The organism is Rathayibacter tritici, assembly GCF_002932875.1.
Classification (GTDB): domain Bacteria; phylum Actinomycetota; class Actinomycetes; order Actinomycetales; family Microbacteriaceae; genus Rathayibacter; species Rathayibacter tritici.
Genome location: NZ_PSWS01000036.1, coordinates 21,513 through 47,699 on the forward strand (window position 1 = coordinate 21,513; position 26,187 = coordinate 47,699).

The window sequence follows — 26,187 nt, forward strand, 5'->3', positions numbered from 1 at the left end:
CGGCATCGCAGGCGTCTCAGCCGCCGAGAGGCGACTCGCGAGGGCATCGCGATCCTCATCGAGGCTGACGGGACCACTCCCGTGAGCGCCGCACCGCCCGCCCCCTCCGCCCGCTTCTCCCGATGCCAGAAGGACTCCCTGACGTGATCGATCTCCTCCCGCGGCGCCTCGTCGTCGGCACGCTGTTCACGGTCGCCGTGATCATCGTCGCCGGCATGGGGTACATCTTCACCACGCGGACCCCCGGCACCGGCGCGCAGGTGGTCGCCTTAGGCGTCGCCGGGATCGTCGGCGCCTTCGTGCTGCTGAGGGTGCCCGCGCACTGGCTGCCGGCGATGGCGCTTGCGTTCTTCGCGATCGTGCCCTCGCCGCTCACGCCGTCCAGCTTCACCTTCCGGATGACGCTGTGGGCGGTCTTCCTGATCGTCTGGGCGGTGCGCCGGGCGCTCGCGCCGCAGCTGTGGCGGGCGCCGATCCGCGAGTGGATGCGTGAGCTGGTGCTGACCCCGTGGCGGGCCATCGCGATTCTCGCCTTCGCGGCATTCCTGGTCTGGGCGGCCGTCGCGACGATCCGCGGCTCCTTCGTCTCGGCCGGTGTCTCGTGGATGGCCAGCTTCGCGGTCTGCGTCGGCCTGCCGATGCTGGTCTTCGACGCCCAGCGCGAGGCCGTGCTGCTGCGCAAGACCTGGGTCTGGCTCTCGGGCCTGCTCGCGCTCTACGCCTGCCTCGAGCTGGTGGCGCAGAGCTCCCCGATCCTCGGCCCGCTCTACGCCGCGCTCGGCACCGAGCAGGATCAGCACTGGTCGCTCTACCGCGCCGAGATCACGTTCGGCCACCCGCTGCTCGCGGGCACCTTCCTGACGGTGGGTGCGGGGTTGGCGTTCGGCGCCTGGCTGCAGGGCTCGCGCCGCTCCGATCTGCTGCTGGGCATCCTGGCGTCGGCCGGAGTCGTCGCGACCGTCTCGCGCGGACCGATGGCGGCCGTGGCCGTCGCGGTCGTCGTCGGGCTCGTCGCGGTCGGCGTCCTCAACCCGGACCGCTCGCTGCTGCGGCCCGGCTCGATCCTTCTCGCCGGTCTGATCGCCGGAGTCGGCGTGCTCAACTTCGAACCGGTCACCGCGCGCAACAACAACCTCGACGCGTCGATCTCGGCCGGCGCCCGCGATCTCGGGGTCACGGTCGCGGTCAAGGCCGCCCAGCTCTCGAACTGGCTCGGCTCCGGAGCGGCCACCTCGGGCATCAGCGGCCGCAACTTCTCCGACGTGGTCATCGAGAACTCGTTCCTGCAGCTGCTGATCAGCGTCGGTGTCCCCGGCCTGCTGTTCTTCGTGATCCTGATGATCGCGCTGTTCGGCAGCGCGCTGAGCCGCCGCGACGTCGCTCCGGCGGCCGGCCTGCTGGGCTTCCTGGTCTGCCTCGCGGGCTACAACGCGATCGACGCGGTCCGTCCGAGCCACCTGCTCCTGGGCTTTCTCGTCATCATCTGCCTGAACCCGGTGCACGTCCCCGACTTCTCCCAGGGCATTCGGATGCGCCAGCCGCTCGGCGTGCAGATCTTCGACCCGCCGATGGCCGCCGTGATGCGGAGTGAGCGATGAGCCGCCGCTCGCGGCGGCACGCCTCGTCGCCGGCCGCGCTGGTCGTGCAGCAGTCGCTCGCGCCGCCGGACTCGACGACCCAGTACGTGGATTCGATCGTCGACGGCCTCGCGCCCGGGGTCGAGCTGCTGTTCTTCTCCTGGCGCAGCGCCCTGCTCGCCGACTACGACGTGCTGCACGTGCACTGGCCCGAGCTGATGATCCGAGGCCGCAACCCGCTGCACCGGTTCCTGCGACGCAGGGCCCTCGACGTGCTGCTCGTGCGCCTCGCGCTCCAGCGCATCCCGCTCGTGCGCACCGTGCACAACCTGCACCCGCACGAGCTCGGGCCGGCCGCCGAGCGCCGTTCGCTCGCCAGGATGGACCGCGCGACCGACCTGTTCGTGCGTCTGAACCCCACCACTCTCACTCCCGGCCGAGCGCCCGCCGTGACGGTCCTGCACGGCCACTACCGCGACCAGTTCGCCGAGCACCCGCTGCCCGAGCGCGAACACGGCCGGGTGCTGTACTTCGGCATCATCCGGCCCTACAAGGGCGTCGTCGAGCTGATGGACGTGTTCCGCAGGCTCGAGGACGACTCCCTCTCGCTGCACGTGGTCGGCAGCCCCAGCACGGGCCAGCGCGAGCTGGTGGAGGAGCGCGCCGCCCGTGATGCGCGGGTGCACACGACGTTGCGCCGGGTGGACGACGCCGAGATGGTCGACGAGATCGGCCGCGCCGAGCTGATCGTCCTGCCCTACCGCGAGATGCACAACTCCGGCTCGATCCTGGTCGCCCTCTCGCTGGGCCGCCCGATCCTGGTGCCCCGCACGCCCGCCAACACGGCCCTCGCCGAGGAAGTCGGCAGCGACTGGGTGATCGAGTACGACGGCGACCTCGCGCCCGAGCTGATCGCCTCGGCGCTCACCGCCACTCGCACCCGAGCGCCGGAGGGTCTCCCCGCGCTGTCCGGGCGCGACTGGGACGTGCTCGGCCGCCAGCTCAAGAACGCCTACGAGGGCGCACTCGCCACCAAGAAGGGCTCGACGCGATGAGCGCAACCACGCAGAAGCCGTCCCCGAGCCTCGGCCGCTCGGCGAGCCGCGGCGCCGCCGTCACCATCGGCGGCCAGGCGATCCGCATCGCCGTCCAGCTGGGCAGCATCGTCGTCCTCGCCCGCCTGCTCGCCCCCGCCGACTACGGCCTGCTCGCGATGGTCACCGCGATCATCGGCATCGGCGAGATCTTCCGCGACTTCGGTCTCTCCTCCGCCGCGATCCAGGCGAAGGAGATCACTCCGGGCCAGAAGAGCAATTTGTTCTGGATGAACGCGGGCATCGGCCTCACGCTGACGCTGCTCGTGATCGCCGCCTCCTGGCCGATCGCCGCGCTCTACGGCGACGACCGCCTCCAGCTGCTGACCGTGGTGCTCTCCTCGACCTTCCTGCTCAACGGCATCTCGACGCAGTTCCGCGCCGACCTCGCCCGGCACCTGCGCTTCGTGAAGCTGACCCTGGTCGACATCGTCGGTCAGGTGCTGGGCCTCGCGGTCGGCGTGCTGATGGCGCTTGCCGGTGCCGGCTACTGGGCGCTGGCCGCGAGCCAGGTCGTGCAGCCGCTGATCGGCGTGCTGATGCTCGTCGTCATCACCGGCTGGCGGCCCGGCCGCTACCGCCGCGGGGAGGCGATGGGCCACTTCCTGCGCTACGGAGGCGGCGTGTTCGCCACCCAGGCGCTCACCTACGCGAGCAAGAACGTCGACTCCGTCATCATTGGTGCGCGCTTCGGCCCGGTCGACCTCGGCCTCTACAACCGCGCGTTCCAGCTGATGATGCTGCCGCTGCAGCAGTTGAATGCTCCGGCGCAGCGGGTGGCCCTGCCGGTGCTGTCGAAGTTGCAGGACGAGCGCGAGCGCTTCCGCACCTTCATCCTCTTCGGCCAGTCGGCGATGCTGACGGTGATGGGCCTGGTGCTCGCGCTGCTCGGCTCGCAGTCCGACTCGGTCATCCGCATCCTGCTGGGGGAGCGCTGGCTCGGCTCGGTGCCGATCTTCCAGATTTTGCTCGTCGCCGGCTTTTTCCAGGCCACGGCGTACTGCTCCTGGTGGGTCTTTCTCGCGAAGGGCCTGGTGCGTCAGAGCGTCTGGTACAGCCTGGCGACCCGTCCGCTGATGGTCGTGCTCATCCTGGTCGGCTCGACCTGGGGAGTGACGGGCGTCGCCATCGCCTACGCCGCCTCGCTCGCGCTGACGTGGCCGATCGCGCTGATCTGGATCGGCCGCTCCTCCGACGCCCCGGTGCGCGACATGTTCACCAACGGCCTGCGCAGCGGCATCGCGTTCGGATCGATCACGGTCGGCTCGTACTTCTCCACCGTTGCGATCTCCGCCGACCAGCCGATCCTCCGCCTGCTCGTGGGCGGCGCGGTCGTCCTGGTCGGAGTCGGGCTCTGGATGCTGATCCTGCCCGCCTTCCGCCGCCAGATCCTCGGCCTCGCCGACCTGCGCCGCCACTTCCGCCGCAGCCGCCCGGCCGCCGCTCCCGCCCCGGCCGCGGTCGACGCCACCAGTCCCACCGGTGACAGCGCCCTGGTCGACGGCGCGGTCACGGCCGGCACCCCCGACTCCGAGCGGCAGAGCGCCGCCGTTCCCCCCACCGAAAGAGATCGATGACACTCAAGCTCGGCGTCGTGAAGTCCTGGAAGAAGGACTTCGTCACGACGACCCGCCTGCCCGCCCGCCGCGACGGCAGAGTCCTCCGCGACGCCCTCGCGACCCTCCGCCCCGAGCCCGAATCGCACCTCGTGATCGCCGCCCCCGGCAGCGGCAACATCGGCGACCAGGCGATGCTGGAGGCGTTCCTCGAGAACACGTCCGGCCCCGTCGTCGTCGTCCAGCGGTACGCGGGCGACGTCGTGATCCCCGAGGAGCAGGCCGAGCGGGTCACGGTCGTCGAACTCCCGCACCTGGTCTACGGAGTGGGCGACGCGCATGCCGCCGACCTCCGCGCCTACGCGGCGCTGATCCGCCGCTCCCGCTCGGTCTCGGTCGTCGGCGCCGACATGATGGACGGCAAGTACAGCCTCCGCGGATCGGTCCGCCGCTCCCTGCTCGCGCAGGCCGCCGCCGAGGCCGGGGTGCCCACGCGCATCCTCGGCTTCTCGTGGAACGCGACGGCGCGCCTCGCCGCCCGCCGCTCCCTGATCGCCGCCTCGCGCGCCGGTGTCGTCCCCATGCTCCGCGACCCGCTCTCGGCCGAGCGCGCCCGGAGCATCGGGGTGCAGCGTGTGGAGGAGGTGACCGACATCGTCTTCTCGGCCCGCACCCGCGACCGCAGCGTCCGCGAGGGGCTGGGACTACCCGAGGGCGTCCCGTTCGCCCTCGTGAACGCGAGCGCCCTGGTCGCCGGGATGGTCGACCAGGTGCCCGAGTACGAGCGGATCGTCGACCGCCTCCGCGCCGCCGGTGTGCACGTCGTGCTCCTCCCGCACGTCTCCCGCCCCATCGGCGACGACAAGGTCGCCGTGCGCGCGGTCGCCGAGCGCGTGGGTACCGAGGGTGTGACCGTCGTCGACCGCGTGCTGATGCCCGCCGAGATCCGCGGCCTGGCCGAGGACGCCCTGCTCACCGTGACCGGCCGGATGCACCTCGCGATCATGTCGCTCTCGCTCGGCGTGCCCGCGATCACGCTGGCCACCCAGGGCAAGGTCGAGGGCATCATGCGCCTGATCGGCCTGCCCCAGCTCTGCGTCGAGCCGTTCCCCGGCTTCGCCGACCGTGTCCTCCCGGTGATCGACCGCATCCTCGCCGAGCCGGGTGACGGCGGTGTGCGCGCCACCATCGAGTCGGCCATGCCCGAGGTGCGTCGCCTCTCGGCGCTGAACACCCGCGGCCTCGGCGCGGAGGTCGTGCGATGAGCGCGGCCCAGGAGAAGGGACCGCGGATGCGGATCATGTTCGTCGTCACGTCGCTGCACGGTGGCGGGGCCGAGTTCGTCGCCCGCACCTGGATGGGCTGGCTCCTCGAGCAGGGCCACCACGTCGACGTCGTCACCACCTCGGTCAAGAGCACCGACGAGTACCTGCCCGAGGGCGCGGTGCTGCACCGCATCGGCGCGGGCACAGGCCACGTGGGCAAGGCGAGGATGCTCAAGGAGTTGTTCCGCCGGCGCACCCCCGACGTCGCGGTCGCCCTGCAGGGCTACCCGAACATCGTGCTGCTCGCGTCGGCCGAGATGACGGCCCGCGCCGACCGCCCGAAGACCATCGTGAGCGAGCGCAACCTCGTCTCGCTCGGCGTCCCCGGCTTCTCGAGGACGCAGAAGGTGCAGCTCGCGCTCGCCAAGAGGCTCTACCGCCGCGCCGACCACGTCATCGCGATCTCGCACCCCGTCGCGGGCGAGCTCGTCGCCGGCTTCGGCGTCGCGGGCGAGCGCTGCACGGTCGTCCCGAACCCGGCGACCGCCAAGGTCGACCGCTCGCGCCAGGTCGCGCGCACCCCCGGCACCGCCGCGGGCCTGCAGATTGTGCTGCCGTGCCGCCTGGTCGTGCAGAAGCGCCCCGAGCTCGCGATCCTCGCGGCCGAGGAGTTGGAGCGCCGCGGCATTCCCGCGACGGTCGTCTCCTTCGGCGGCGGCCCCCTGCTCGGGAGCATGAAGGCCGAGGCCGCCGCGCGCGGCGTCGACTTCGAGGACAAAGGCTGGGTGGAGGACTGGTTCCACCACTTCGACGAGAACGCCGTCGTGCTGCTCCCGTCGCTGCGCGAGGGCTTCGGCAACGTGCTGGTCGAGGCCGCCGCTGCCGGTGTCCCCTCGGTCGCCGTGTCCGGGGCGCTTGGAGTCGCGGACGCGATCGTCCCCGGCCTCACCGGCGAGCTCGCGCTCACCCCCTCCGCCACCGACCTCGCCGACGCGCTGATCCGCGCGAGCGAGCTCGAGATCAGCGGCATCGACCGCTGGCTCGACCGCTTCTCCCTGGAGTCGAGCGGCCGCGACCTCGAGACGGTGCTGCGCCGGGTTGCGGGGCAGAGGTGACCCTCGTCTCGGTCGTGGTGCCGGCGTACCAGGAGGAAGCGCACCTCGCCTCCGCCCTGGAGCGCCTGCTGCGGCAGACCCACGCCGAGCTCGAGATCCTGGTCGTGGACGACGCCTCGACCGACGAAACGGCTGCCATCGGCCGCGCCTTCGCCGACGAGCACGAGCGGATCCGCTACCTGCGCCAGGACGAGAACCAGGGCGTCGCCGCGGCTCGCGAGCGCGCAGTCCGCGAGGCCGCCGGTGAGTGGGTCTGGCTGGTGGACGCTGACGACGAGTGGCCAGAGACCGCGGTCGAGGTCCTGCTCGCTGCGGGCGAGAGCGGCCGTGCCGACGTGGTGGTCGCCCAGGCAGTCACGGTCGACGGCACCGGATCCACGCCCGTCGGTTCCCTGCGCGGCCCGCTCGCGCTCTCCGGCCGGGGCGCTTTCACCGCGCTCCTGGTCGGCGAGGTGACCGGGCACCTCTGGAACAAGCTGTTCCGCCGCGAGCTGTTCGACAGCATCGACTTCACCCGTATCCGTCAGCACTCCGACCAGGCGCAGGTCGCTCAGCTGCTCGCCGCGGCGGACGAGGTCGTGGTGATCCCCGACTCCGTCTACGAGTACCGCTTGCGCTCCGGGTCGATCATCCGCTCGGGCTCGCAGCGCGCCGACTCGCTCGCCGGGCTCGCCGCGGTGATCGAGCGGACGGCCCGCGCACTGGATCCGCGCCTGCTCCGCTCGCAGGACTACACCTACTACCGGGCGCGCTTCTCCCTGCTCTCCCGCTTCAAGGACGCGACCTCGGGTGCGCACAGCGCCGATGAGGCCGAGCGGCTCTGGCGGGATGCGCACGGCGAGGCGGGACTGCGGCACCTGGCCGCCCTCGTCCGGCGTCGGGATGCGAAGCGCTCCGTCCTTTTCGGGCTCGCCGTCGCGGCGCCCTCGCTCTACCGGGCCGCGATGCAGGTCGGGAACGGGCGCCGGTGAGCGCGATCGCGACGGGACCCGGCGGTATCGCCCTCCCCGCCCCCACCCTGCGGTGCGCGGCGCGGACCATACACCCTTTAGGCTTATCAAGCGCTCGCGTGCCGCGAACGCGCCATCGTGTTTCTCAGAGAGATGAGCATCTCCTGGCGGATACACGACCGGTTCGGGGCGCCGCAAGGGGGAGAACATGAAGATGCTGAAGCCGTCGGGCGGGGCCCGTCGTGAATGGGTGGACTTCGCCAAGGGCGCCGCCATTCTGCTCGTGGTCTACTACCACACGTCGCTGTACCTCGGAGACATCGGGGTCGAGAACACTCTCGGCCGCATCAAGATCGTCTTCGAGCTGTTCCCGATGCCGCTGTTCTTCCTGGTGTCGGGTCTGTTCGGCTCGCGCATCACCACGTGGAGCTTCCGCGACCTCTGGCGCCGCCGGCTCTACCCGCTGCTGTGGCTCTACGTGATCTGGTCGTTCCTTCGGATGGCCTTCTACCTGATCGTCCCGCTCGCCAACGGCGGACTCGGTGAGCTGCCCGCGACCGACCCGCTCAACCTGCTCCTGCTGTTCTTCTGGCCCAGCAGCAGCTACTGGTTCATTTACGGACTCTTCCTCTTCACCCTCGGCGCGTGGCTCCTGCGCCGGGTCGACCACCGCGTCCAGGTCGCGCTCGCCGCGATCCTCGGCACGATGTTCACCACCGGGCTCGTGAACACCACCAACGTGGGCTGGAATCGCATCGGAGCCCTCTTCGTTTTCTACCTGGTCGGCACGCTCTATTCGAAGCGGATTATCGACGTTGTCGAGAAGAACAGCACTCGCGCGTTCCTGTACGTGACCCCGGTGTTCGTCGTGCTGAGCGCGGTCCTCTTCCTCTTCCCGGTCCGGTGGGTGCCATTCCTCGCCCTCGCCGGCCAGATGGCGGCGGTGGCGATGGGTGTCCTCGTGGCCCGTGCGCTCTCGCGCGTGCGCTTCCTGAACTTCGTCACGGTCTGCGGCGAACGCAGCCTGCACATCTACCTCCTGCACCTCTACGTGATCGTGCTCTGCGTCACCGCTCTGCGCTTCCTCCTCCCCGAGGACCGGTCGGTGATCGCCGGCTTCGAGATTCCGCTCCTGCTGGTCGTGCTGACAATCGCCGTCGTGCTGTCCATCGTGGTTACCCGGTACCTCTCGAAGATCCGCTGGTTCTACGTCCCGCCGGCGGCCCTCGGCGGTCCCGGCAGGAAGCGCAAGCCGGTCGCGGTTCCGGCGCGGGGCGCGGGCGTCACAGCCGATCCGGCCGCTGTGCCGGCGGATGAGCCCGGCACCTCACCCAGTTACGAGCAGAAGAAGACGGAGTCCCACGAGTGAAGACGACACGAGCACGCAGAGCCGCAGTCCTGGCGGCCGTCGTGGCCGTGGCCCTCGGGCTCGCCGGCTGCACCCCGAAGCCCGAGCCCGTCCGCACGCCCGACGGCTTCACGACGCAGAAGGCGATCGAGTACCGCTCCGTCGACGGCGTCTCGCTGAAGGCCGACGCCTGTCTCCCCACCACGGGCGGCACCGACCGACCCGCGCTGCTGATGCTGCACGGCGGCGGCTTCGTCGACGGGGCGCGCAACGAGGGCGGGATGACCGAGCTGTGCGAGTACTACGCGCAGCGCGGCTTCGTCTCCGTCACCGTCGACTACCGCCTGCTCCAGGACAGCCGGTATCCGGGCCAGGTCGAGGACGCGCAAGCCGCGGTCGAGTGGCTGCGCGACCCCGCGCAGGTCTCTCGCTTCGGCCTCGACCCGGCGCGCATCGGCGTGATGGGCAGCTCCGCCGGGGCGATCATCGGAGCCACGCTGGGCACGCTCGGCGAGGGTTCCCTCACCGAGGGCTCGCGGGTCAAGGCGGTCGTCGCCTTCTCGGCGGTCGCCGACATGACCGAGGCCGGCATGTCGCTGGGCACGCCGCTGCCCGAGGCGAAGGAGCAGATCCTCGCCTACCTCGATTGCGACGAGATCGACTCCACGACCTGCCCGCAGAGCGTCCTCGCCTCGCCGATCTCGTCGGTCGACGCGAGCGACGCTCCGCAGATCTGGCTCACCTCCGAGGACGAACTCGTCCCGGTCGAGCAGGCCGACGAGATGCAGGTCGCGTTGCAGGACGCCGGAGTGGCGGCGGAAGTCGGCGTGGACGGCTCCGGCCACCACGGGCTCCAGAACAACACTCCGAACAACAAGAAGGCGGTCCTCGCCTTCCTGCAGGCTCACCTCTGATCCACCGCACCCGCGCGGCCGGTTCCGCGCACCGCGGACGACACATCACGACGCTCACGACAGACCCCCTGCGCTCCGGTGCAGGCGACGAAAGGGACACCAGAAACCATGACCTTGAACGGATTGTTCGCCGGCATCGGCCGGAGGTGGGTCTACATCGTCGCCTTCGCTGTGCTCGGCGCCGTGGCGGCACTGGTACTCAACGCCGTGCTGCTGCCGCAGTACAAGGCGGACGCACGCGTCTACGTCGCGGTCTCCTCGACCGGCGTCCTCTCCACCTCGGACCGCGTGGCCGCGAACAGCGCCGCCGCGCAGGCCACGGTGACCTTCGTCGCCCTGGGCACCTCGGACACCGTCCTCCAGGGCGTCATCGACGGCCTCGGGCTCGATGAGACCATCGAGGACTTCTCCAAGCGCGTCTCCGTCCTCTCCGAGCCGGAGTCGGTGGTCATCACGATCTCGGCGACCGACCCCTCGCCCGAGCAGGCCGCGACCATCGCGAACGCCGTCGCCGCGCAGCTCGACGCCGCCGTGCAGGGCACCGACCCGACGACCACGGCGACCGGCGTGGCCGTCCCGCAGATCCAGCTCGAGGTCCTCAGCCAGGCGATCCCGCCGAAGCTGCCCGTCACCGGTGGTCTGCTCGTGCTGCTCGCGCTCGGCCTCCTCGGCGGCGCCGTGGTCGGCGTCGGCGTGGCGATCGTGCTGACCGCCCTCGACCGCCGCATCCGCAGCGGCGACGACGTGCGCTCCTCCCTGGACCGCCCCCTGCTGGGGATCGTCCCGGCGAAGTCCACGAAGCTCGACGAGCTGCTGAACTCGAGCGACATTCCGGCCCGCTACTCGGCCGTCGCGTTCGAGCTTTCCGCCATCGCCCGCACCCGCTCGTTCTCCTCGTTCGCGGTCGCCCCGGCTTCCGCGAACACCCCGCACACGACCAGCGCGGTGCTGCTGGCGAAGGCGCTCGCCGTCCTCGGCTCCTCCGTCGTGATCGTGGACGGCACCGCCGAGGGCTCGGCGCTCGCCTCCGCGTCGGGCGGACGCCCCGGCCTGCGCGAGGTGCTCTCCGGAGCCGCTTCGCTCGACGACGCGATCGTGAAGCGTTCGAGCGACCGAGTCGACCTGCTCCCCGCGGGCAGCGCCCAAGCGGGCACCCCGATGGCGACGGACGCCCTCCGCTCGCTCGTCGAGGAGCTGGAGAAGGTCTACGACATCGTTCTGGTCGTCACCGGCACCCTCGGCTCGACCGAGCAGTCGCCGACCTTCCGCGGCGTGGCCGACGGCGCCGTTCTCGTCCTGATCGAGGGCAAGGTCGACGCTCCCCAGGCCGCCGCCGACGTGCATTGGATCGAGACGGCCGGTACCCCCGTGGTCGGTGCCGTCCTCCTGGCCCGCCACAAGCTGCAGAAGGCGCCCGCGATCGTGTGACGCGCTTGCGGGTCGGCGCCCTGCCGTGCCGACCCGCGTGCGCTTTGCAGGCCCGCGTCCGATTTGCAGGCCCGCGTCCGATTTGCAGGCCCGCGTCCGCTTTGCAGGCTGACGTCCGATTTGCAGGAGATCCGATCGGCCCAGCTCCACGTATGCGCGTGATCGCGCTCTCCCGCAATAATCCCCTGCAGATCGCACCGAAGTCCTGCCGAGACGGCCCGAACCGGGCAGCTACGTGCGCTGTGCAGGACTACGTGCGCTGTGCAGGACTACGTGCGCTGTGCAGGACTACGTGCGCTGTGCAGGACTACGTGCGCTGTGCAGGAACGGGTTCGATCTGCAGGGTTGCGTGCGGTCTGCAGGATGGCGTGCGATATGCATGGGATTCGACTGGAGTGGCGCATCGGAAGCGTAAGAAAGCGCTCTCCCAGATGAATCTCCTGCACATCGCACGGAGGCCGGACGCGCCCCCGAGCGTACGCAGTCCCGTCCCGCCCGGCGAGGCGCAGGGCCAGACAGTGCGAGGAGAGAGCACATCCGCCGCGTCTCTCCGTCCGTCTCGGCTTAGGGAGCGACAATCGCAACGAGGAGGGGCGCCGCCGCGAGGAACACTCCGTTGATAATGAGGAGCAGACGCGCCCGGTGTGGTTTCGCGTACACCACCGCTCCTAATGCCGCGGAGAGTAGCGGCAGGAAGATGATCGAGACCCGCGAGAGCGCGACGAAGCTCGTAATTCCGCAGGAAGCCCAGAACTCCGCGACGGGGTCGATCATCGGATCACTCAGGAGCATTGCGAACATCCCAAGTTTGCCTGCACCATCAACGAGCGAGAGAAGGATGAGCATCTGGATCGCGTAGTAGGTGGGCGGCACGAAGCTGCGCACCCAGAAGTGCCAGCGTAACGCTGCGCAGGCCGAGAGAAGCGATGAGGCGGCGAGATCCACCGCCACGTCATCGGCGAAGACGGACCCGCACCGCTGCCAGCGAAAGACGGTGTCGATGAAAAGGAGGCTGCTCAACCCCCATACGGCGAGGCACACGGCCCAGAGCAGTATGTGAGCCGACACTGTCACGGCGGGATGGCGCGCCCGCGTCATGTCCGGATCTGCCGCTGCATGGCTCGAACTCCTCGGTCAATCTCATCTCGATCTGAGTCCCCGAGATGCTCCGGATAATCTTCTCCCGGTGCGACTGCTCGACCTTCGAGCGCCGCTGTTGAGAGAACTCCGCGACATCCCGGCGCGATCCGTGAGACGTCGTGTTCCTACGGGCGGTCGACGTCGCCTCGGCGCGACCATTCGCTGAACGAGGGCGGCACCACGAGGACAGGCTAGTGGAAAGGGTGAGGACCGTGAGCCTCCCCGTAGAGGCGGCGAAAGACCCGGACGTTCCTGGAACTCCCATCACCGACGAGAAACTCCGTTGCTGATCTTTGCCGCAGACTGCGGGGCTCTGGACGGTGACAGCGAGTGACGGGACACCGGAAGTGCGGAAGGCTCGCGCTATGGGAAGGTGAGCCGCGCCGCTGCGACCTCCGTTCCGCGCCAGCCCGCAGGGTCTCTCCAAGCACGCGGGGTCGCTGCTGTTTCAGCGATTCGCGCGCAATCAGACAACATGTGAAAAGTCTCAGTTGACGAGCCCGGCACTCGAATCTAGCTTGTCGGAACAAGGCCGCCGCTGACAATGTCAGGAGGCGGTAATACCCATAGCGGTGGAATATTTCGAACCCGCGGCAATCAGAAGAGGAGAATTGCAGAAAGGGAGAGACATCGATGACTGAGGAAATCTTTTGGAAGGATCCAGAATATCGGTTTATTCGATCGAACGATCGAAATTTTTCATCGCATCCCTCTGGGGTAACGCTGCTCACCGATCTCGAACTCGATGAAGCGTTCGGAGGCACGGTGTCAGTGACGCCAGTACCTTCTATCACTGGTGTCGTCGGGTGCTGGACGGTGGGCAACACAGTCTGTAACGGATCATGCGCCGCATTCGGAACAAACGGATGCTGTCACTGAGGGAGTGATGAAAATGAGCAAGTGGGAAATTATGTGGAAGGATCCTGAGAGATGTCACGTCCTGGGACTTAAGGCTTGTGACGCAGGCGACCATCCCGTCGGGATGGCCGAGATAGACGAGCACCTGCTCGGCGGCTTTGTCGGTGGCAGAACGGAAGCGCTCGATACGGCCGGATGTTGCAATGGATTCAGCTCAGACAACCGATGTGGCACGAACCCGGTCGACTGCGCATCCACGACACCAGTCTATACATGCTCGGGCGCAGCCTGTCACTAGAGCCAATTTGCATGTCGTCCAGGTAAGCCGGAGCTGCATGTCTCCTTATGAGAGGCACTCGGTTGAGCCCTCGAATTCCCTTCATGCCATACCGGTCACATCGCGGTCGCCGCTGGTCGGTCGTCGTAGGCTCGAAGTTCAGGCGAGCGGGAGGCCAAGTCTCCGCTGAGTTGTTCAGAGAACTCTGCGACCGAATGTCAACAGGGTTACTCCGAGCAGACGCTACATAGTCTGGGGATCGGCAGCTATCAGGCATATCATCGCGATCCGGCAGGGCCCAAATAGCCCTCGACGCGTCACGCGTGAACTATCCGCAAGCCAAGCGCTGTCGATGAACGAAAGCTCACTGTCTTCAGGCTGACCGTGACGGTGGAACCTCACCGTTCACGCCGCTGCGCGAAGCATGCACAATAGCCGCAACCTGCTACATGCCGACCATGCCGCAACAATCGTAGAAGCTACGAAGCCCAGAGGCCCATCCAGAGCCGTGCTGATTCACTACGAAATTTGTGATCCGCGCCGAACTTCAAGGCGCTGATCGTGTGCCCTGAATAACCCTCCCTGACCTACATCAGTAGGAATATCAGTTCGCCTCAGCAACTAGTGGAAGCCTTCACAAGGTGCGTCGGCCCAAAGGCGGCGTCGGCCAACGGTCGGTGTTGACTCGTACCGCGAACGAAGCGCCGTCCTGTGCTCGATCGCGGGTTCTATCGGCGAGAACGTTCGTATGGGTCGGGATCAGTACTCGCATGAAGATCTCGTCGAGGCTTGCTCGCAAGCTCAGTTGTACGAGGACATTCGGGCGATGCCGCTCGGATTCGACACACCTGTCGGCGAGGGTGGAGCGGGACTCTCTGGTGGTCAAGCACAGCGGCTTGCGCTGGCCCGCGCCCTACTGGGTAGACCTCAATTGCTGTTGCTCGATGAAGCGACAAGCCACTTGGACCTCGAAACCGAAAGGCGCGTGGAGGCGGCGCTCGACCACATGAAGTGTACGCGGGTGGTCATTTCGCACCGGTTGTCTTCGGTAGTCAACGCCGACAGAATCTTCGTACTAGACGGTGGTTGCGTCGTGCAGGAAGGTGTCCACGACGATCTGGTGAATACGGAGGGCGTGTATCGGTCTATTTTCCGCAGCTGAGTTGTAAAATGCTACCGTCGAGCTGAGTGAGCAATTATCCCTTTATGAAGGAGGAAGGCATGAGTGAGAAGAATCTGCTGACATTCTGGAAAGACCCGGAGAAGCGCTTCGAGTCACGAAAAGTTGCCGAGGAGCGCAGTGATCATCCATCTGGTGGGATTATCCTTCCTGATCTCGATGATGCTGTAGCTGGTGGAACGGCCTGGCTGACTCCGGGAGTTGCGGTGACTGGCGCTTTCGGGTGCTTCACCCTGAATAATACCGCTTGCAATGGTACGTGTGGGGTTCGTACTTCGGGGTGCTGTGGATGAGACAGGGGGTTGGTGTATGGATGCAACGACGACTTCACCGGCTGCTGGCAAGTTTCGCTGGCCCGCCTCGGACCTCGCCCGTTATTCCGTATGGTGTGGGTTCTTCTTGCTCAACATTCCTGCAATCGTCTTGGGGCACCTTGCGTGCCGTCGACGTGATCCGGGCGACGACAGGACACTGAGGCTGGCCCGTTGGGGCTTGTTTCTGGGCTATTCCCATTGGGGGCGGTAATTGTCATTGTCGTCCAGCTGGTAGCCAATGCATCACTGCCGTTCGCCACTGGCCCGTAGGTTGTTTAACGTGAGCTGGGAACGGCAGGTCTACTCAGGCCGATTCGGCTCGAGATGGCCACGGCGATGAGCAGGGACCGCATTTCTCCTGCTCGCCGTTCGCCCTGTAGGAGGGCTGGGTCTGAGCGGCCTCGCCTGACACGTACGCGTCGTAAGTCGCAGGCCACGGAACGCGGAACCGCCGCCGTCGAGTCAACGACGGCGGCGGCTCCGGCTTCCGGAGGCAGGTCAGGTCACGGCGTGCAGGCCATGTTCCCGATCAGGTCCTTCCCCGAGTTGGAGCAGCTCAGCGAGTTGCCGCTGGTCGGCCAGTTCGACGGCTGGTGCAGGTAGACCACGGCGTCCGTGGTCTTCAGCGCGAGGTTGCCGCTGATCGTGTTGTCATTGCCCGAGCCATCAGCGCGGGTGATCACCTGGTAGCCGTAGGTGGTGGTGCCGGAGGCGGAGTTGCCGGCGGCGAGCCAGCCGTTCCCAGAGACGAGGATCATCGAGACGATCTCCGGGGAGAGCCGCGAGCCTCCGAGGACCGTGTTGCCCACGATGTTCCCGTCGAGGGTGCCCTCCTTCGCCTCGATCGGCTCGGCGCCGGTGTCGCTGATCGAATTGTCGACCACGGCGATGCGGGCCGTGCGGTCCGGGTCGCAGCCGTTGTACTCGCACCAGTTGCGGTCGGAGGTGCCGATGTAGACGCCCTCGCCGAACTTGGCGGCGACGAGGCCGGTGCGGCGGATGGTGCTGCCCACGATCAGCGAATCGGTGGTCTGGTTGCGGAAGTGAACCGCTTCATAGCCGATGTCGGTCACGGTCAGGCCGGCCATGTAAACGCCCTTGCTGGCGAGGACCTGGACGCCCTGGAAGGAACTGCGGACCGAGAAGCCCACCAGGTGCACGTCTTTCACCGTGTTGAGGATGAGCGCGGTGCCGCTGGAGGTCGATCCCGAGGAGAGGACGGCGTTGGGAGAGCCGCAGATCCAGATCGAGCCGGGCTGGGCGGCTGTGCCTCGGAGGGCGAACTTCCCGGTGTACCAGCCATCGGCGAGGCGGATGACCTCCCCGGAGGACGGGTTGCTCAGTGCCGCCACAAGCTGCGCCGAGGTCGACACCGTCTTGGTGGCGGCAGGGCAGTTGAAGGCGGCCAGCAGCGAGGCGCGGGAGTCGAGGAGATCGGTGGTGGTGGTCGCCGTCTCCTTCAGTCGCGACTGGCGCCCGGCGTCGTCCGTGGCCGTGATGGAGTAGGTGTAGGTGCGGCCGACGGCGGCGGTCTCGTCACGGTACTGGCGCATCGGAGTGGTGACCGTGCTGAGGACCGTGTCGCCGGAGCCGTCGCCGTTGGCGCGGTGCACGTCGTAGGAGACGACTCTCGGGCTGAAGGGTGCGTCCCAGGCCACCGTGTAGCCGTCGGTCAGGGGGGAGAGCTCCACCGCGGTTGTCGCCAGGCCGTCCTCGGCGAGCACGAACGCGTCGATGATCAGGTTCCTGTCGGTCGATTTCGCGTTCTTCGTCCCGGTGTACGAGATGGTCACGGTGTGCGTGCCCGCGGAGAGATCGGTCGTCTCATAAACCGGCACCTGGTACTGCGCGGTGGAGCTGTAGCGGTCGACCCTCGTGACGGGGCCGCCGTCGACCGAGATCGCGGCGATCCCCGAGGAGGAGGTCTTGCGGCTGATCCAGCGCCACGACGTGCCGATGAAGGTGAAGGACACTGAGCCGGCCGAGGTCAGGTATTTGATCCCGCCGCCGCTGTCGCCGCCGGCCATCGACTTCCACGATCCCGTGTAGTCCAGCGCGGGGTCCGTCTCCTGCACGGTGAGGCTGGTGGCGCCGGAGGGGTCGAGCACGGGTCCGTCGCCGCCGCCGGTCTCGCTGGCCGGCTGCTCGACGGAGCCGGTCGAGCGGGTGATGTCGAACGCATCGATGACCAGGTTCTTGTCATCCGCGGCGCTGTTCGCCCGCCCGCTCCACGCGATCTTGACGGTGTGGATCGTGTCGGTGAGGCCCTTCTTCGAGAACACCGGGACTTGGTAGGCGGTGGTTGTGGTGTACCGGTCGACCGAGGTGCTCGCGCCGTCGACGGTGACGGTGGCGATTCCGGCGGAGGCGGTGGTACGGCTGATCCAGCTGAAGCCGGTGCCGCGGAAGCTGAACGAAACGGAGCCGGTGCTATTGAGGAACTTGATTCCGCCGCCGCTGTCGCCGCCGGACATCGTGCGCCAGGAGCCGCTGTAAGCGAGTGAGGAGTTGTTCTCCTCAATGCGAGTGCTCTGTCCGGCCCCCGGGTCCAGGGTGGCTGCGGAGGCGGCGGGAGCCGTGAGAGGGGCGACCAGGATGCCGAGAGCGATGGTCAAAGCAGTGGTGAGGGTGAGCCGTGCGCGTCCTCGTCGAGGACGGATTGGGTCTTGCGTTGTCGGAAAGTTCACGATCGACTCCGGGTCATCGAGGGGGCGTGTGGGGGAGGGAGCGAGAGGGGGCCAGAGGGGCTGCTCAAGGGGGTGGTGCTGGCTCTCCAGACGTTATATAGGGGCCGTGCGGACAATGATCGAATGAGGTGGATTCATTTCTTGGTCCCCCATTCGGGCGTGGTGATGGGGCGCGTAGCGGTATATGGGCTGAAGGTCCGCCGAATCACCGGATAAATGCGTAAGCGCGACGATCACAAGCGATGCCGACGATGGACTGGACAGTGGGGATCGGATCAGGAGAAGACTCCGGCAAGGCTCGTTCGCGGGATGGACGAGGGGGAGTGCTTGTCAATCGAGGAACGGCGACCCTACCCGTCGGCTCTGAGCGGGACCCTGTGTCGAGCCGCTGAGCGGGAAGAGACATCGGGTGTTCATACGTCCGACCTCGCTCCGAAACACTGCGATGATGGGCTGTCCAGCAGTGAATGCAGTCGCCTTCGCTTCACGGCTCCGCCGCCGCGGGCGAGTGGCAATCCCAACGAGAGGGAGGACGCGATGGACACGGCAACGACCAGCGACCTCCCGTCGACCCCGCCCTCCCCGGAGCGGCCGCGCCGCCGTCGCGCCCGCGCCGTGATTGCCCGTCTCCTGCTCGTGCCCCTCGTCGTGCTCGCCCTCTTCGGCGCGGGCATCCCGCTCTACGTCACGCCGCCGATGGATCCGATCCCGAAGCAGGCCGACGCGGTGTTCGTGCTCGGCCCCTCCACGAGGGCGCGCGTCGAGTTCGCCCGGCGGATCATCACCTCCGGAGCGACCGACACGATGGTGCTCTCGGTCGGCCCCGGCGAAATGGATGCGCCCTACGAGGAGAAAAAGTATAAGAAGTGCAACGAGCCGGGCGGCGACGTGCTCTGCTATTCGGCCGATCCGCTCACGACTCAGGGGGAGGCTCGGCAGCTGCGCGACATGGCCGACGAATACGGGTGGGATCACGTCATCGTGATCACCAACTCCCCCCATCTCGTCCGCGCGGAGATGATCCTCCAGCGCTGCTATTCCGGCGACCTCTCGATGGTGCCCTCCGGAGAGCCGATGGGGCTCGATTACCTCGTCAGCCAGTACTTCTATCAGACCGGTGGATTCCTCAAGGCTTTCCTCGTCACCAACAGCTGCTGAGGCTTCCAAAAGCTGAGTCTGCCTACGGTAGTCTGCCGAGAGCGTCATCGGCCTTGAGCCCGCTCCCACGCGAACCCCTCCGAAAGGCCCGCCCGTGACACCTGCTCGATCGATCTTCGCCGTCGGCCGCGGCCAGTACGAGAACATCGGCGATATCATCCTCCGCCGCCAGCTCCTCGACTGGCTCCGCACATCCGGACCGCTGCACGTCTACGTCGGCCACTCGCCGTGGGGCTACGACGACGGCCTGCGTCTCGGACCCGATGACACCGTCTACCGCTCGCTTCTGCGCTGGTACGCGGCGCTCGCCCGCGAGGCTCTGGCCGGCCGGGCGAACTCGGTGTTCAAGCCGGGAGAGATCCAGCTGACTCTGGTCGGGATGAAGGAGCACCTCGTGATGCTCCCGGGCATCGCCCTGGTGCGTCTGGGCGGCGGCCGCGTGATCCGCGCCGGTGTGGGCGCCCGCAACTTCGCTCCGCTGCCGCGCGCGATCATGTGGCCCTCGATGGCGCTCTCCAGCTACACCCGCTGGCGCGACGACAAGACGGCCGCCTACATGCGCGTCGGCGCCGCAATGCCGGACCTCGGCTACGGCGAGGGTGCGAGCGATGAGGAGCTGCGCGCCTTCGCCGTGCAGCCCGACGAGGAGCGGCGTGTGCTCGTCCTCTCTCTCCGCGAGGATCACGAGGTGGATGCGCGGCCCTACCCCGAGCAGGAGTGGCTGGCCGCGATCAAGGGCTTCGCCGAGCGCGAGGACCTCGACATCGTCGTCGTGACCCAGGTCGCCGTCGACGCCGAGCGCTCCCGCCGACTCGCCGCCGACCTCGACGCCGGGATCCTCGACTGGGATCCGGCGCACACCCACGACGAGCACGAGATCCTGCTGCGCGAGCTCTACCAGCGGACCCGGATCGCGATGAGCGACCGGCTGCACGTGATCATCATGGCGTTCACCGAGGGCGCGGCCCCGGTGAGCCTGCAGATGGACGGGTCCACCAAGGCCTCGCGCCACTTCGAGACGATCGATATCCACGACATCACGGTCGACATGTCGCGGACGACCCCCGCGGCGGGCGTCGGGACCTTCTCCGCCGTCCTCGCTCGCCGCGGTGAGCTGCTCGAGAAGCTGCTCGTCGCACGGAGCCGACTCCGCGGTGTCCGCGACGACATCCAGGCGTTGCTTGCGGTGCCGCCGCGCAGCCGTCCGGCCGCCCCTGCGGGCCCGAAAACGGCGATCTACCACGTCGGCCGCAGCGGCGAGGTCCCCGGAGGGATGACGCAGGTCGTCAACGGGTACCTGCGCTGGCCGTTCGCCCGCTCGGACGTCCGGGTCATCTCCTCACGCACGGCACCGGGCGAGCATGTCGCCGCGGCCCGCTTGGCCGCCGGCGCTGCGGCCCGCATCGTCGCACTCTCGCGCCGCGAGCCCGGCAGTGTGATCGTCGTGCACCTCTCGGAGCGCGGCTCGTTCCTGCGCGAGGGATCGCTCCTGCGCCTGGCGCACCGCCTCGGCCTGCGCACGGTCGCCCACCTGCACGGCAGCGAGTTCGCCGCCTTCACCGCGGCGCACCCGCGGCTGGTGAAGGACGTGCTGCGCAGCGCCGACGAGATCATCTCGCTCTCGGAGGAGACCTCGGCGATCTGCCGCCGCTACGTCTCCGCCGATCGCGTGCACCTCGTGCCCAACGCACTCGAGCAGGGCACGCCGCGCGAGAAGACCCGCACCGTCGTCTTCGGCGGCGTCGTCAGCCACCGCAAGGGCGTCGACGTCCTGCAGCAGGCGTGGGCGAAGCTTCAGGGCGTCGAGGGCTGGCGCCTGCTGGTCGCCGGTCCGATCCGCGAGCCCGAGGTCGTCGACCGGAGCGTCCCGGGGATCGAGTTCCTCGGCTCGCTCGAGAACGCCCGCCTCCTCGCGCTGCTCGACGAGGCCTCGATCGCTGTGCTGCCCTCGCGCGATGAGGCGATGCCGATCTTCATCCTCGAGGCCCTCGCCCGCGATGCGGCCGTCGTCTCGACCGCGGTCGGCGGCATCCCCGAGGTCCTCGGCGACGGCTGCGGGCGGGTCGTCGCACCCGGCGACGTGGACGGCCTAGCCGCTGCGCTGAACGAGCTGATCACGGACGCTGATGCCCGCGCCGAAGTCGTCGAGAAGGCTGGAGCGCGCTTCCGCGAGCGCTTCTCGGCCGACGCCGTGTTCCCGCGCGTCGAGGAGGTCTGGCTCGGCTGAGCCGCCTGCGACTTCACCCCGGATCCCGCCCGTCGCCCCTCTTCGGGGTGGGGCGGGGCCGGGGGAGCGTAAAATCGCTGACGTCCGCGGCGCCGTGCCGTCGTGCGCTGTGCCGTTCGTTCCCGGACGCCTTCTTCCTCCATCCCAGAGAGGCTCGACTGTGGCCATCGCCGCCGACTCCGACCGCCGCCTGTGGACCCTGCCCCTCGCGCGCGCCGTGATCGCTGCGGTCGCCGGGTGCGTCGTCACGTTCTCGTCCGACCACGGGCCCGCCTTCGGTCTGGCCGTCTTCGGCGGCTTCGCGGTAGTGACCGGCGCGGTCTCGCTCGCCCTCGGGCTGCGCCGCTGGAGTGGTCGTGCCCGCCCGCTCGCCGTCGCCTCCGCGGTACTCACCCTGCTGGCCGGTGTCGCCGCGTTCCTCGCGCTCCCCGTGGCGAACCTGCTCTCTTTTGTCGCCCTCGTCGCCGGCTGGGCGCTGCTCTCCGGCTTCCTCGAGTTCTCGAGCGGACGCCGTAGCCAGGGTCTCGTCGGACGCGACGCTGTGATCGTCGGCATCGGCACCATGCTGCTCGGCGCCGCCTTCGGACTCCTTCCGCCGCACCCCGTGGTCACCGTCGGTCTCCTCGGCGCTTACGCCGTGATGCTCACGGTGTACCTCGCGATCGCGGCGTTCTCGCTCAAGTGGGCCACAGCTGCCGCCACCGGACACGACCCCGTCGCCCCCACGACACCGACCTCCGGAGGAGACCGATGACCGCCGAAGGCCAACAGCCTGACCCCGCCTCCGGGGCCGAGCGCGACCCCGGCGAGTTCACGCCGCGTACGTTCCAGCCGAGCCGGAAGGACCGCCTCCGCCCGCTCGAACTGATCGGCTTCTCCGCGGTGATGTCCGCCTTCGTCGGCCTCGTCGTGCTGCTGTCCACGCGTGAGGCGGTCGTCGCGCTCATCTCGTTCGGAGTGGCGTTCATCGTCGTCCTCGTCGCGATCGCCATGTTCTCGCTGACGTTCAAGCCCGACGACGCCGAGATCGCGGACATCGACGAACAGGACGCGCACGGCGCGTGATCCAGCGGGCTGCACTCCGGCCTGTCACGTCGGCTTGTCTCGGCCCTGTCTCAGTGCCCTGTCGCGTCGCTTGAGGTGATCCGTCGCGAACTGTCGGTCGGCGCGCGGTCAGAGCCGGAGGGCGAGCGCCTCGCTCTGTCAGCGGCGGTGCAGGGCCCAGGGATCGGGCTCTCCGGCCCGCACGGTCTCGACGTGGGCGTCGAGCGCCGTGCTGCGGGCGAACCACTCGGTGCGCTCCAGGCGCTCGACGGCGAACTGCGCGTGCCGGTGCTGTTCGAGCGCACGTCCACCGTGCTTGACGGCGAGTAACTCCTCGTGTCGGAGTCGGTGCAGGCGCTGGCGCGGGGTGGTGCTGGTGTTGGTTGGTGCCGATCTTTATCCGCTCGCCGAAGCGGATGGAGTAGACGACGTCGAGCCGTGGCGGGGGCAGTTCGCCGTCAGGCGTGTCTCCGAGCCGCCACTCGCAGGCGGCGCAGAGCCACGCGGAGGAGAGCCGCCCGCCGAGTCGCCGCCCCCCACGCCACGAACGCTACCCGCCACCCCCGACATCGCCTGCCCTGCCCGTCCCGCATGTCCGCGGCACCGGCCGAGCGTCAGCCCAGGCGGTCGACCAGCGCCGAGGCGAGCCCCGTGTAGCTCGCCGGCGTCAGCGCCAGCAAACGCTCCTTGGCCGCGTCGCCGATGTCGAGGCCCTGCACGAAGACTGCGAGGTCGTCGGCGCCCAAGCGTTTGCCACGGGTGAGGTCCTTGAGCAGCGCGTAGGGGTCGGTGATCGAGGAGCGGCCGGCCGCCACCTCCGCACGGATCACCGTCTGGATCGCCTCGGCCAGCACCTCCCAGTTGCCGTCGAGATCGGCGGCGAGCGCGGTCGGGTCGAGGTCGATCTCGAGCAGGCCGCGCGCGATGTTGTCGAGGGCGAGGAGCGAGTGGCCGAACGCGACTCCGATGTTGCGCTGCGTGGTCGAGTCGGTGAGGTCGCGCTGCAGGCGCGAGGTGACCAGGGTCTGTGCGAGCGAGTCGAGCAGAGCGCTTGAGAGTTCGAGGTTCGCCTCGGCGTTCTCGAAGCGGATCGGATTGATCTTGTGCGGCATCGTCGACGACCCGGTCGCTCCGGCCTGCGGAATCTGTCGGAAGTAGCCGAGGGAGATGTAGGTCCAGACGTCGGTGCAGATGTTGTGCAGGATCCGGTTGGCGTGCGCGGCCCTGCCGTAGAGCTCGGCCTGCCAGTCGTGCGATTCGATCTGGGTGGTCAGTGGGGTGAAGACGAGGCCGAGGGAGGTGACGAACTGCTCGGCGAGGGCCGGCCAGTCGGTGCCCGGGTCGGCGGCGAGGTGCGCGGCGAATGTGCCCGTCGCTCCGCTGAACTTGCCCAGGTAGTCGGTGGCCTCGATCTGCGCGATGACCCGCTCGAGCCGGTACGCGTAAACGGCGAACTCCTTGCCCATCGTGGTCGGGGTCGCCGGCTGGCCGTGCGTGCGGCTGAGCATCGACTCGTCGCGGTAGCGGACGGCGAGTTCGCGCAGCGAGTCGACGACCGACCGCAGCTTCGGCAGCCAGATTTCGCCGACAGCCCGGCGGACGACGATTGCGTAGGAGAGGTTGTTGATGTCCTCGCTCGTGGCGGCGAAGTGCGTGAGCTCGGCGATGCGCTCGAGGCCGAGGTCGTCGAGCCAGCGGCGGACGAGGTACTCGACCGCCTTCACATCGTGGCGGGTGCGGGCCTCGAGGGCCGCCAACTCGTCGATTTCCGGTTGGCCGAAGTCGCGGGCGCGGCGGCGCAGCTCCTCGGCGGTCGCGGCATCGACGGGCTCCGAGCCGAAGAGGCGCCGATCGGTCAGGGCCAGCAGCCATTCGACTTCGACGTGCACCCGTGCGCGGTTCAGTCCCGCCTCCGAGAGGTACTCGCCGAGCGACGAGACGGCGCCGCTGTAGCGGCCGTCGAGGGGGCTCAGCGGCTGGGTGGGGAGCGAGGTCATGCGGTGGTGCCTTCCGGTTCTCAGGTGTCCTGCACGAGGGCGGCGCGCGCGTCGGTGAAGTCGGGGCGGACCGAGCGGTTGCCGCGCAGTCCGGGTTCGATCTGGGCGAAGAGGGCTCGGCAGGCGCGCTCGATAAGCGCGAGCACCGAGTCGAACGCCGCCGCATCGGAATAGTAGGGGTCGGGGACGTCGCCCTGCGGAGAGAGGCCCGGCTCGAAGTCGAGCAGGCGGCGGATTTTGTGCTGTTCCACCTCCGTGCGGGCCCAGGAGCGCAGCGCCCGCTCGTGTCCGTGGTCGAGCGCGACGACCAGGTCGCATTCGGCAAACCGGGACGGATCGAAGAGCTGGGCGCGGTGCCGGCTGCCGTCGAAGCCGTGCCGCTCAAGCGCGTCGAGGGCCCGGCGGTCGGCGTGCTCGCCGAGGTGCCACTCGCCGGTGCCGGCCGAGCTGATCTCGATCGCTGAGCCGAGCCCCGCCTGCTCCGCGAGCGAGCGCAGCACCACCTCGGCCATCGGCGATCGGCAGATGTTGCCGGTGCAGACGAAGCACACGGCGAAGGCCGAGGGCGTAGCGGAGTCGAGGGTCACCCGCCCATCATGGCGCACCGAAGCTCCTCCACAGCAGGCCAATTCCAGCCGTTGTCCACCGATGTCGCGGGACTGCGCTCGGTCGGTCGTGGGGACGTCGATCCTGGTGCCGAGGCCGTGGAGTCAGTCCTGACGGCGGCGGAGGAAGGGGCGCAGGAGGAGACCGATGAACCAGTTCACCAGGGCGAGCACGAGGGCACCGAGCACGCCCCACCAGAAGCCGTCTACGACGAGTCCGAAGCCGAAGAGTCCGCTGATCCAGGCGGTCAGCAGCAGCAGGAGCCCGTTCACGAGGAACGAGAGGAGGCCGAGCGTGAGTAGGTACAGGGGGAACGCGATGATGCGCACGACCCCGCCCACAACGGCGTTGACGACTCCGAAGATCACCGCGACCAGCAGGTATGTGAGCACCGCGGCGGCCGGGCCCCCGTCGTACGGGTCGACGCGGACACCTGCCACGACCAGGGTCGTGAGCCAGATCGCGACAGCATTGGTCAGGAGGCCGAGGAGAAGTCTGCGCATGCCTCCACTATTCCCGGCGACGGCGCAGGTCGCGAGCCGGGGCTCAGGTGAGGGGCCCGCCGATGGTCGGCTCCGGGCCGGGCGTGCAGAGCCGGGGATCGTCGGCGCAGGTCCGCGGGGGGAGGACGGGCGCGGGCTCGGGTTGTGGCTCGGGTTCCGCGGTCGGCTGCGGGGCTGGCGCCTCCGGAGCAGCCGGTTCCGGGGCCGGCGCCTCCGGAGCAGCCGGTTCCGGGGCCGGCGCCTCCGGAGCAGGAGTGGGACTCGCAGCGGTGGGGTCGGGTATCGGCACCTGGCTCGGAGCGGGTGCGGTGCTCGGCCGCGGAGCGGCGGGCGGTGCGGGGCGCGGGGGAGGGCCGACTCCGCTGCCCGGCTCGGGGATCAGCGGCTCACGTGCCTCGATCACGGCGAGGGCAGGGGGAGCGAGCGTGGCTCCGGAGGCGAGGGCGCCGCGGAGCTGCTCGACGGCGTCGGTCAGGGTGCTTCGCCGAGCGGCCGACCCGCGGCCGAAGGCGAGCGTCGCCGCGCCGAGACCGAGGACCCGCTCGGCCAGAGCGGTTCGCTGCTCGGCCACGGCGGCCGTCGCCTCGGTGATGGCCTCCGCCGAGCCCCCCTCCAGCGCGGCGTTGAGGATTCCAATCGCGACGAGCAGATCGGTGCGGGCCGCACCCGCGACGGCGCCGTCGGTGGCGGTCAGCAGCGCCAGCGAGTCGTCCCGGAGGGCGAGACCGGCCTCGCGGGCGGCGGTGTAGGCGGGCGGCGCGGCCACGTCGATCGAGGTCTCGCGGAGGGTCGGGGTCGGCCGAGCCCCCTCCGACCCGGGTGTGCAGGCCGAGAGTACGCCGGCCGCGATGACCAGAGTGATCGCCGCGGAGGTGCCACGGAGAAGTGCTCGCGCACCCCTGCACCGCTCGGTTCGCCCTCGACTCCGCATCTCTGCACCCTAATCGGG

At 68.8% G+C, this 26,187-nt stretch carries 22 protein-coding genes; 16 read left to right on the forward strand and 6 right to left on the reverse strand.

What is annotated here, in order from left to right; genetic code table 11:
- Positions 1–143 precede the first annotated feature (143 nt).
- The 9 genes from C5D07_RS04770 to C5D07_RS04810 all read left to right on the forward strand — a co-directional run bounded on the left by C5D07_RS04770 (position 144) and on the right by C5D07_RS04810 (position 11,247).
- Positions 144–1,598 (forward strand): O-antigen ligase family protein, encoded by a 1,455-nt coding sequence (locus C5D07_RS04770; protein ID WP_104258811.1) that lies wholly within the window; start codon positions 144–146, stop codon positions 1,596–1,598.
- Positions 1,595–2,632: a glycosyltransferase gene (locus C5D07_RS04775; protein WP_104258812.1), complete on the forward strand. Its 1,038-nt coding sequence runs from the start codon at positions 1,595–1,597 to the stop codon at positions 2,630–2,632. Before C5D07_RS04770 ends, C5D07_RS04775 begins: the two co-directional genes overlap by 4 nt.
- Positions 2,629–4,248, forward strand: a complete 1,620-nt coding sequence (locus C5D07_RS04780; RefSeq protein WP_104258813.1) for a lipopolysaccharide biosynthesis protein — start codon at positions 2,629–2,631, stop codon at positions 4,246–4,248. Before C5D07_RS04775 ends, C5D07_RS04780 begins: the two co-directional genes overlap by 4 nt.
- Complete coding sequence (locus C5D07_RS04785; protein WP_104258814.1) at positions 4,245–5,492, forward strand: polysaccharide pyruvyl transferase family protein; 1,248 nt, start codon at positions 4,245–4,247, stop codon at positions 5,490–5,492. The genes C5D07_RS04780 and C5D07_RS04785 overlap by 4 nt, the downstream gene beginning before the upstream one ends.
- Positions 5,489–6,607 (forward strand): glycosyltransferase, encoded by a 1,119-nt coding sequence (locus tag C5D07_RS04790; RefSeq protein WP_068250663.1) that lies wholly within the window; start codon positions 5,489–5,491, stop codon positions 6,605–6,607. The genes C5D07_RS04785 and C5D07_RS04790 overlap by 4 nt, the downstream gene beginning before the upstream one ends.
- Positions 6,604–7,578 carry a glycosyltransferase family 2 protein gene (locus tag C5D07_RS15260; protein ID WP_068250664.1) on the forward strand — a complete coding sequence of 325 codons (975 nt, stop codon included), beginning with the start codon at positions 6,604–6,606 and terminating at the stop codon, positions 7,576–7,578. Before C5D07_RS04790 ends, C5D07_RS15260 begins: the two co-directional genes overlap by 4 nt.
- Positions 7,579–7,765: 187 nt before the next feature.
- Positions 7,766–8,926, forward strand: coding sequence for an acyltransferase family protein (locus C5D07_RS04800; RefSeq protein ID WP_068250669.1), 1,161 nt, complete (start codon positions 7,766–7,768; stop codon positions 8,924–8,926).
- Complete coding sequence (locus C5D07_RS04805; RefSeq protein WP_068250672.1) at positions 8,923–9,819, forward strand: alpha/beta hydrolase; 897 nt, start codon at positions 8,923–8,925, stop codon at positions 9,817–9,819. The genes C5D07_RS04800 and C5D07_RS04805 overlap by 4 nt, the downstream gene beginning before the upstream one ends.
- A 108-nt stretch (positions 9,820–9,927) precedes the next feature.
- Positions 9,928–11,247, forward strand: coding sequence for a Wzz/FepE/Etk N-terminal domain-containing protein (locus C5D07_RS04810; RefSeq protein WP_068250674.1), 1,320 nt, complete (start codon positions 9,928–9,930; stop codon positions 11,245–11,247).
- 564 nt (positions 11,248–11,811) lie between these two features.
- On the opposite strand, the gene C5D07_RS04815 is transcribed toward C5D07_RS04810, so the two are convergent.
- The gene (locus C5D07_RS04815; RefSeq protein ID WP_146076741.1) at positions 11,812–12,267 is read right to left on the reverse strand and encodes a hypothetical protein; all 456 of its coding nucleotides are present in this window, start codon (positions 12,265–12,267) and stop codon (positions 11,812–11,814) included.
- A gap of 2,003 nt (positions 12,268–14,270) precedes the next feature.
- Between C5D07_RS04815 and C5D07_RS04820 the strand changes: the two genes are divergently transcribed.
- Complete coding sequence (locus C5D07_RS04820; RefSeq protein WP_068250679.1) at positions 14,271–14,684, forward strand: ATP-binding cassette domain-containing protein; 414 nt, start codon at positions 14,271–14,273, stop codon at positions 14,682–14,684.
- 59 nt (positions 14,685–14,743) lie between these two features.
- Positions 14,744–14,995: a hypothetical protein gene (locus C5D07_RS15265; protein WP_146076742.1), complete on the forward strand. Its 252-nt coding sequence runs from the start codon at positions 14,744–14,746 to the stop codon at positions 14,993–14,995.
- Positions 14,996–15,519: 524 nt separating this feature from the next.
- On the opposite strand, the gene C5D07_RS04825 is transcribed toward C5D07_RS15265, so the two are convergent.
- The gene (locus C5D07_RS04825; protein ID WP_068250682.1) at positions 15,520–17,631 is read right to left on the reverse strand and encodes a hypothetical protein; all 2,112 of its coding nucleotides are present in this window, start codon (positions 17,629–17,631) and stop codon (positions 15,520–15,522) included.
- Between the two features lie 609 nt (positions 17,632–18,240).
- On the opposite strand from C5D07_RS04825, the gene C5D07_RS04830 reads away from it, so the two are divergent.
- The 5 genes from C5D07_RS04830 (at position 18,241) to C5D07_RS15685 (ending at position 22,462) form a co-directional block, all read left to right on the forward strand.
- Positions 18,241–18,861 (forward strand): YdcF family protein, encoded by a 621-nt coding sequence (locus C5D07_RS04830; RefSeq protein ID WP_068250684.1) that lies wholly within the window; start codon positions 18,241–18,243, stop codon positions 18,859–18,861.
- A gap of 94 nt (positions 18,862–18,955) precedes the next feature.
- Positions 18,956–21,088: a glycosyltransferase family 4 protein gene (locus C5D07_RS04835; protein WP_104258817.1), complete on the forward strand. Its 2,133-nt coding sequence runs from the start codon at positions 18,956–18,958 to the stop codon at positions 21,086–21,088.
- Positions 21,089–21,248: 160 nt separating this feature from the next.
- On the forward strand, positions 21,249–21,842 hold the full coding sequence (locus C5D07_RS04840; RefSeq protein WP_104258818.1) for a DUF308 domain-containing protein: 594 nt from the start codon (positions 21,249–21,251) through the stop codon (positions 21,840–21,842).
- A complete protein-coding gene (locus C5D07_RS16070) occupies positions 21,839–22,153 on the forward strand; it encodes a hypothetical protein (RefSeq protein WP_237358215.1) in 315 nt (104 codons plus the stop codon). Before C5D07_RS04840 ends, C5D07_RS16070 begins: the two co-directional genes overlap by 4 nt.
- Positions 22,154–22,228: 75 nt before the next feature.
- On the forward strand, positions 22,229–22,462 hold the full coding sequence (locus tag C5D07_RS15685; RefSeq protein ID WP_170063510.1) for a hypothetical protein: 234 nt from the start codon (positions 22,229–22,231) through the stop codon (positions 22,460–22,462).
- Positions 22,463–22,746: 284 nt separating this feature from the next.
- On the opposite strand, the gene purB is transcribed toward C5D07_RS15685, so the two are convergent.
- From purB to C5D07_RS15915, 4 genes are all read right to left on the reverse strand, one after another.
- Positions 22,747–24,129 (reverse strand): adenylosuccinate lyase, encoded by a 1,383-nt coding sequence (gene purB / locus C5D07_RS04855; RefSeq protein ID WP_068250696.1) that lies wholly within the window; start codon positions 24,127–24,129, stop codon positions 22,747–22,749.
- A 20-nt stretch (positions 24,130–24,149) separates the two neighbouring features.
- A complete protein-coding gene (locus C5D07_RS04860) occupies positions 24,150–24,716 on the reverse strand; it encodes a low molecular weight protein-tyrosine-phosphatase (RefSeq protein WP_258062066.1) in 567 nt (188 codons plus the stop codon).
- 123 nt (positions 24,717–24,839) lie between these two features.
- Positions 24,840–25,238 (reverse strand): phage holin family protein, encoded by a 399-nt coding sequence (locus C5D07_RS04865; RefSeq protein ID WP_104258819.1) that lies wholly within the window; start codon positions 25,236–25,238, stop codon positions 24,840–24,842.
- A gap of 43 nt (positions 25,239–25,281) precedes the next feature.
- Positions 25,282–26,169 (reverse strand): hypothetical protein, encoded by an 888-nt coding sequence (locus C5D07_RS15915; RefSeq protein ID WP_068250702.1) that lies wholly within the window; start codon positions 26,167–26,169, stop codon positions 25,282–25,284.
- Between the last annotated feature and the right edge of the window lie 18 nt (positions 26,170–26,187).

Bases quoted from the DNA above. Each gene is read 5' to 3' on its own strand.
- C5D07_RS04820 (WP_068250679.1), top strand. From the start codon at position 14,271: ATGGGTCGGGATCAGTACTCGCATGAAGATCTCGTCGAGGCTTGCTCG.
- purB (WP_068250696.1), bottom strand. From the start codon at position 24,129: ATGACCTCGCTCCCCACCCAGCCGCTGAGCCCCCTCGACGGCCGCTAC.
- C5D07_RS04790 (WP_068250663.1), top strand. From the start codon at position 5,489: ATGAGCGCGGCCCAGGAGAAGGGACCGCGGATGCGGATCATGTTCGTC.
- C5D07_RS04800 (WP_068250669.1), top strand. From the start codon at position 7,766: ATGAAGATGCTGAAGCCGTCGGGCGGGGCCCGTCGTGAATGGGTGGAC.
- C5D07_RS04780 (WP_104258813.1), top strand. From the start codon at position 2,629: ATGAGCGCAACCACGCAGAAGCCGTCCCCGAGCCTCGGCCGCTCGGCG.
- C5D07_RS04810 (WP_068250674.1), top strand. From the start codon at position 9,928: ATGACCTTGAACGGATTGTTCGCCGGCATCGGCCGGAGGTGGGTCTAC.
- C5D07_RS04830 (WP_068250684.1), top strand. From the start codon at position 18,241: ATGGACACGGCAACGACCAGCGACCTCCCGTCGACCCCGCCCTCCCCG.
- C5D07_RS04785 (WP_104258814.1), top strand. From the start codon at position 4,245: ATGACACTCAAGCTCGGCGTCGTGAAGTCCTGGAAGAAGGACTTCGTC.
- C5D07_RS04775 (WP_104258812.1), top strand. From the start codon at position 1,595: ATGAGCCGCCGCTCGCGGCGGCACGCCTCGTCGCCGGCCGCGCTGGTC.
- C5D07_RS15915 (WP_068250702.1), bottom strand. From the start codon at position 26,169: ATGCGGAGTCGAGGGCGAACCGAGCGGTGCAGGGGTGCGCGAGCACTT.
- C5D07_RS04865 (WP_104258819.1), bottom strand. From the start codon at position 25,238: ATGCGCAGACTTCTCCTCGGCCTCCTGACCAATGCTGTCGCGATCTGG.
- C5D07_RS15265 (WP_146076742.1), top strand. From the start codon at position 14,744: ATGAGTGAGAAGAATCTGCTGACATTCTGGAAAGACCCGGAGAAGCGC.
- C5D07_RS16070 (WP_237358215.1), top strand. From the start codon at position 21,839: ATGACCGCCGAAGGCCAACAGCCTGACCCCGCCTCCGGGGCCGAGCGC.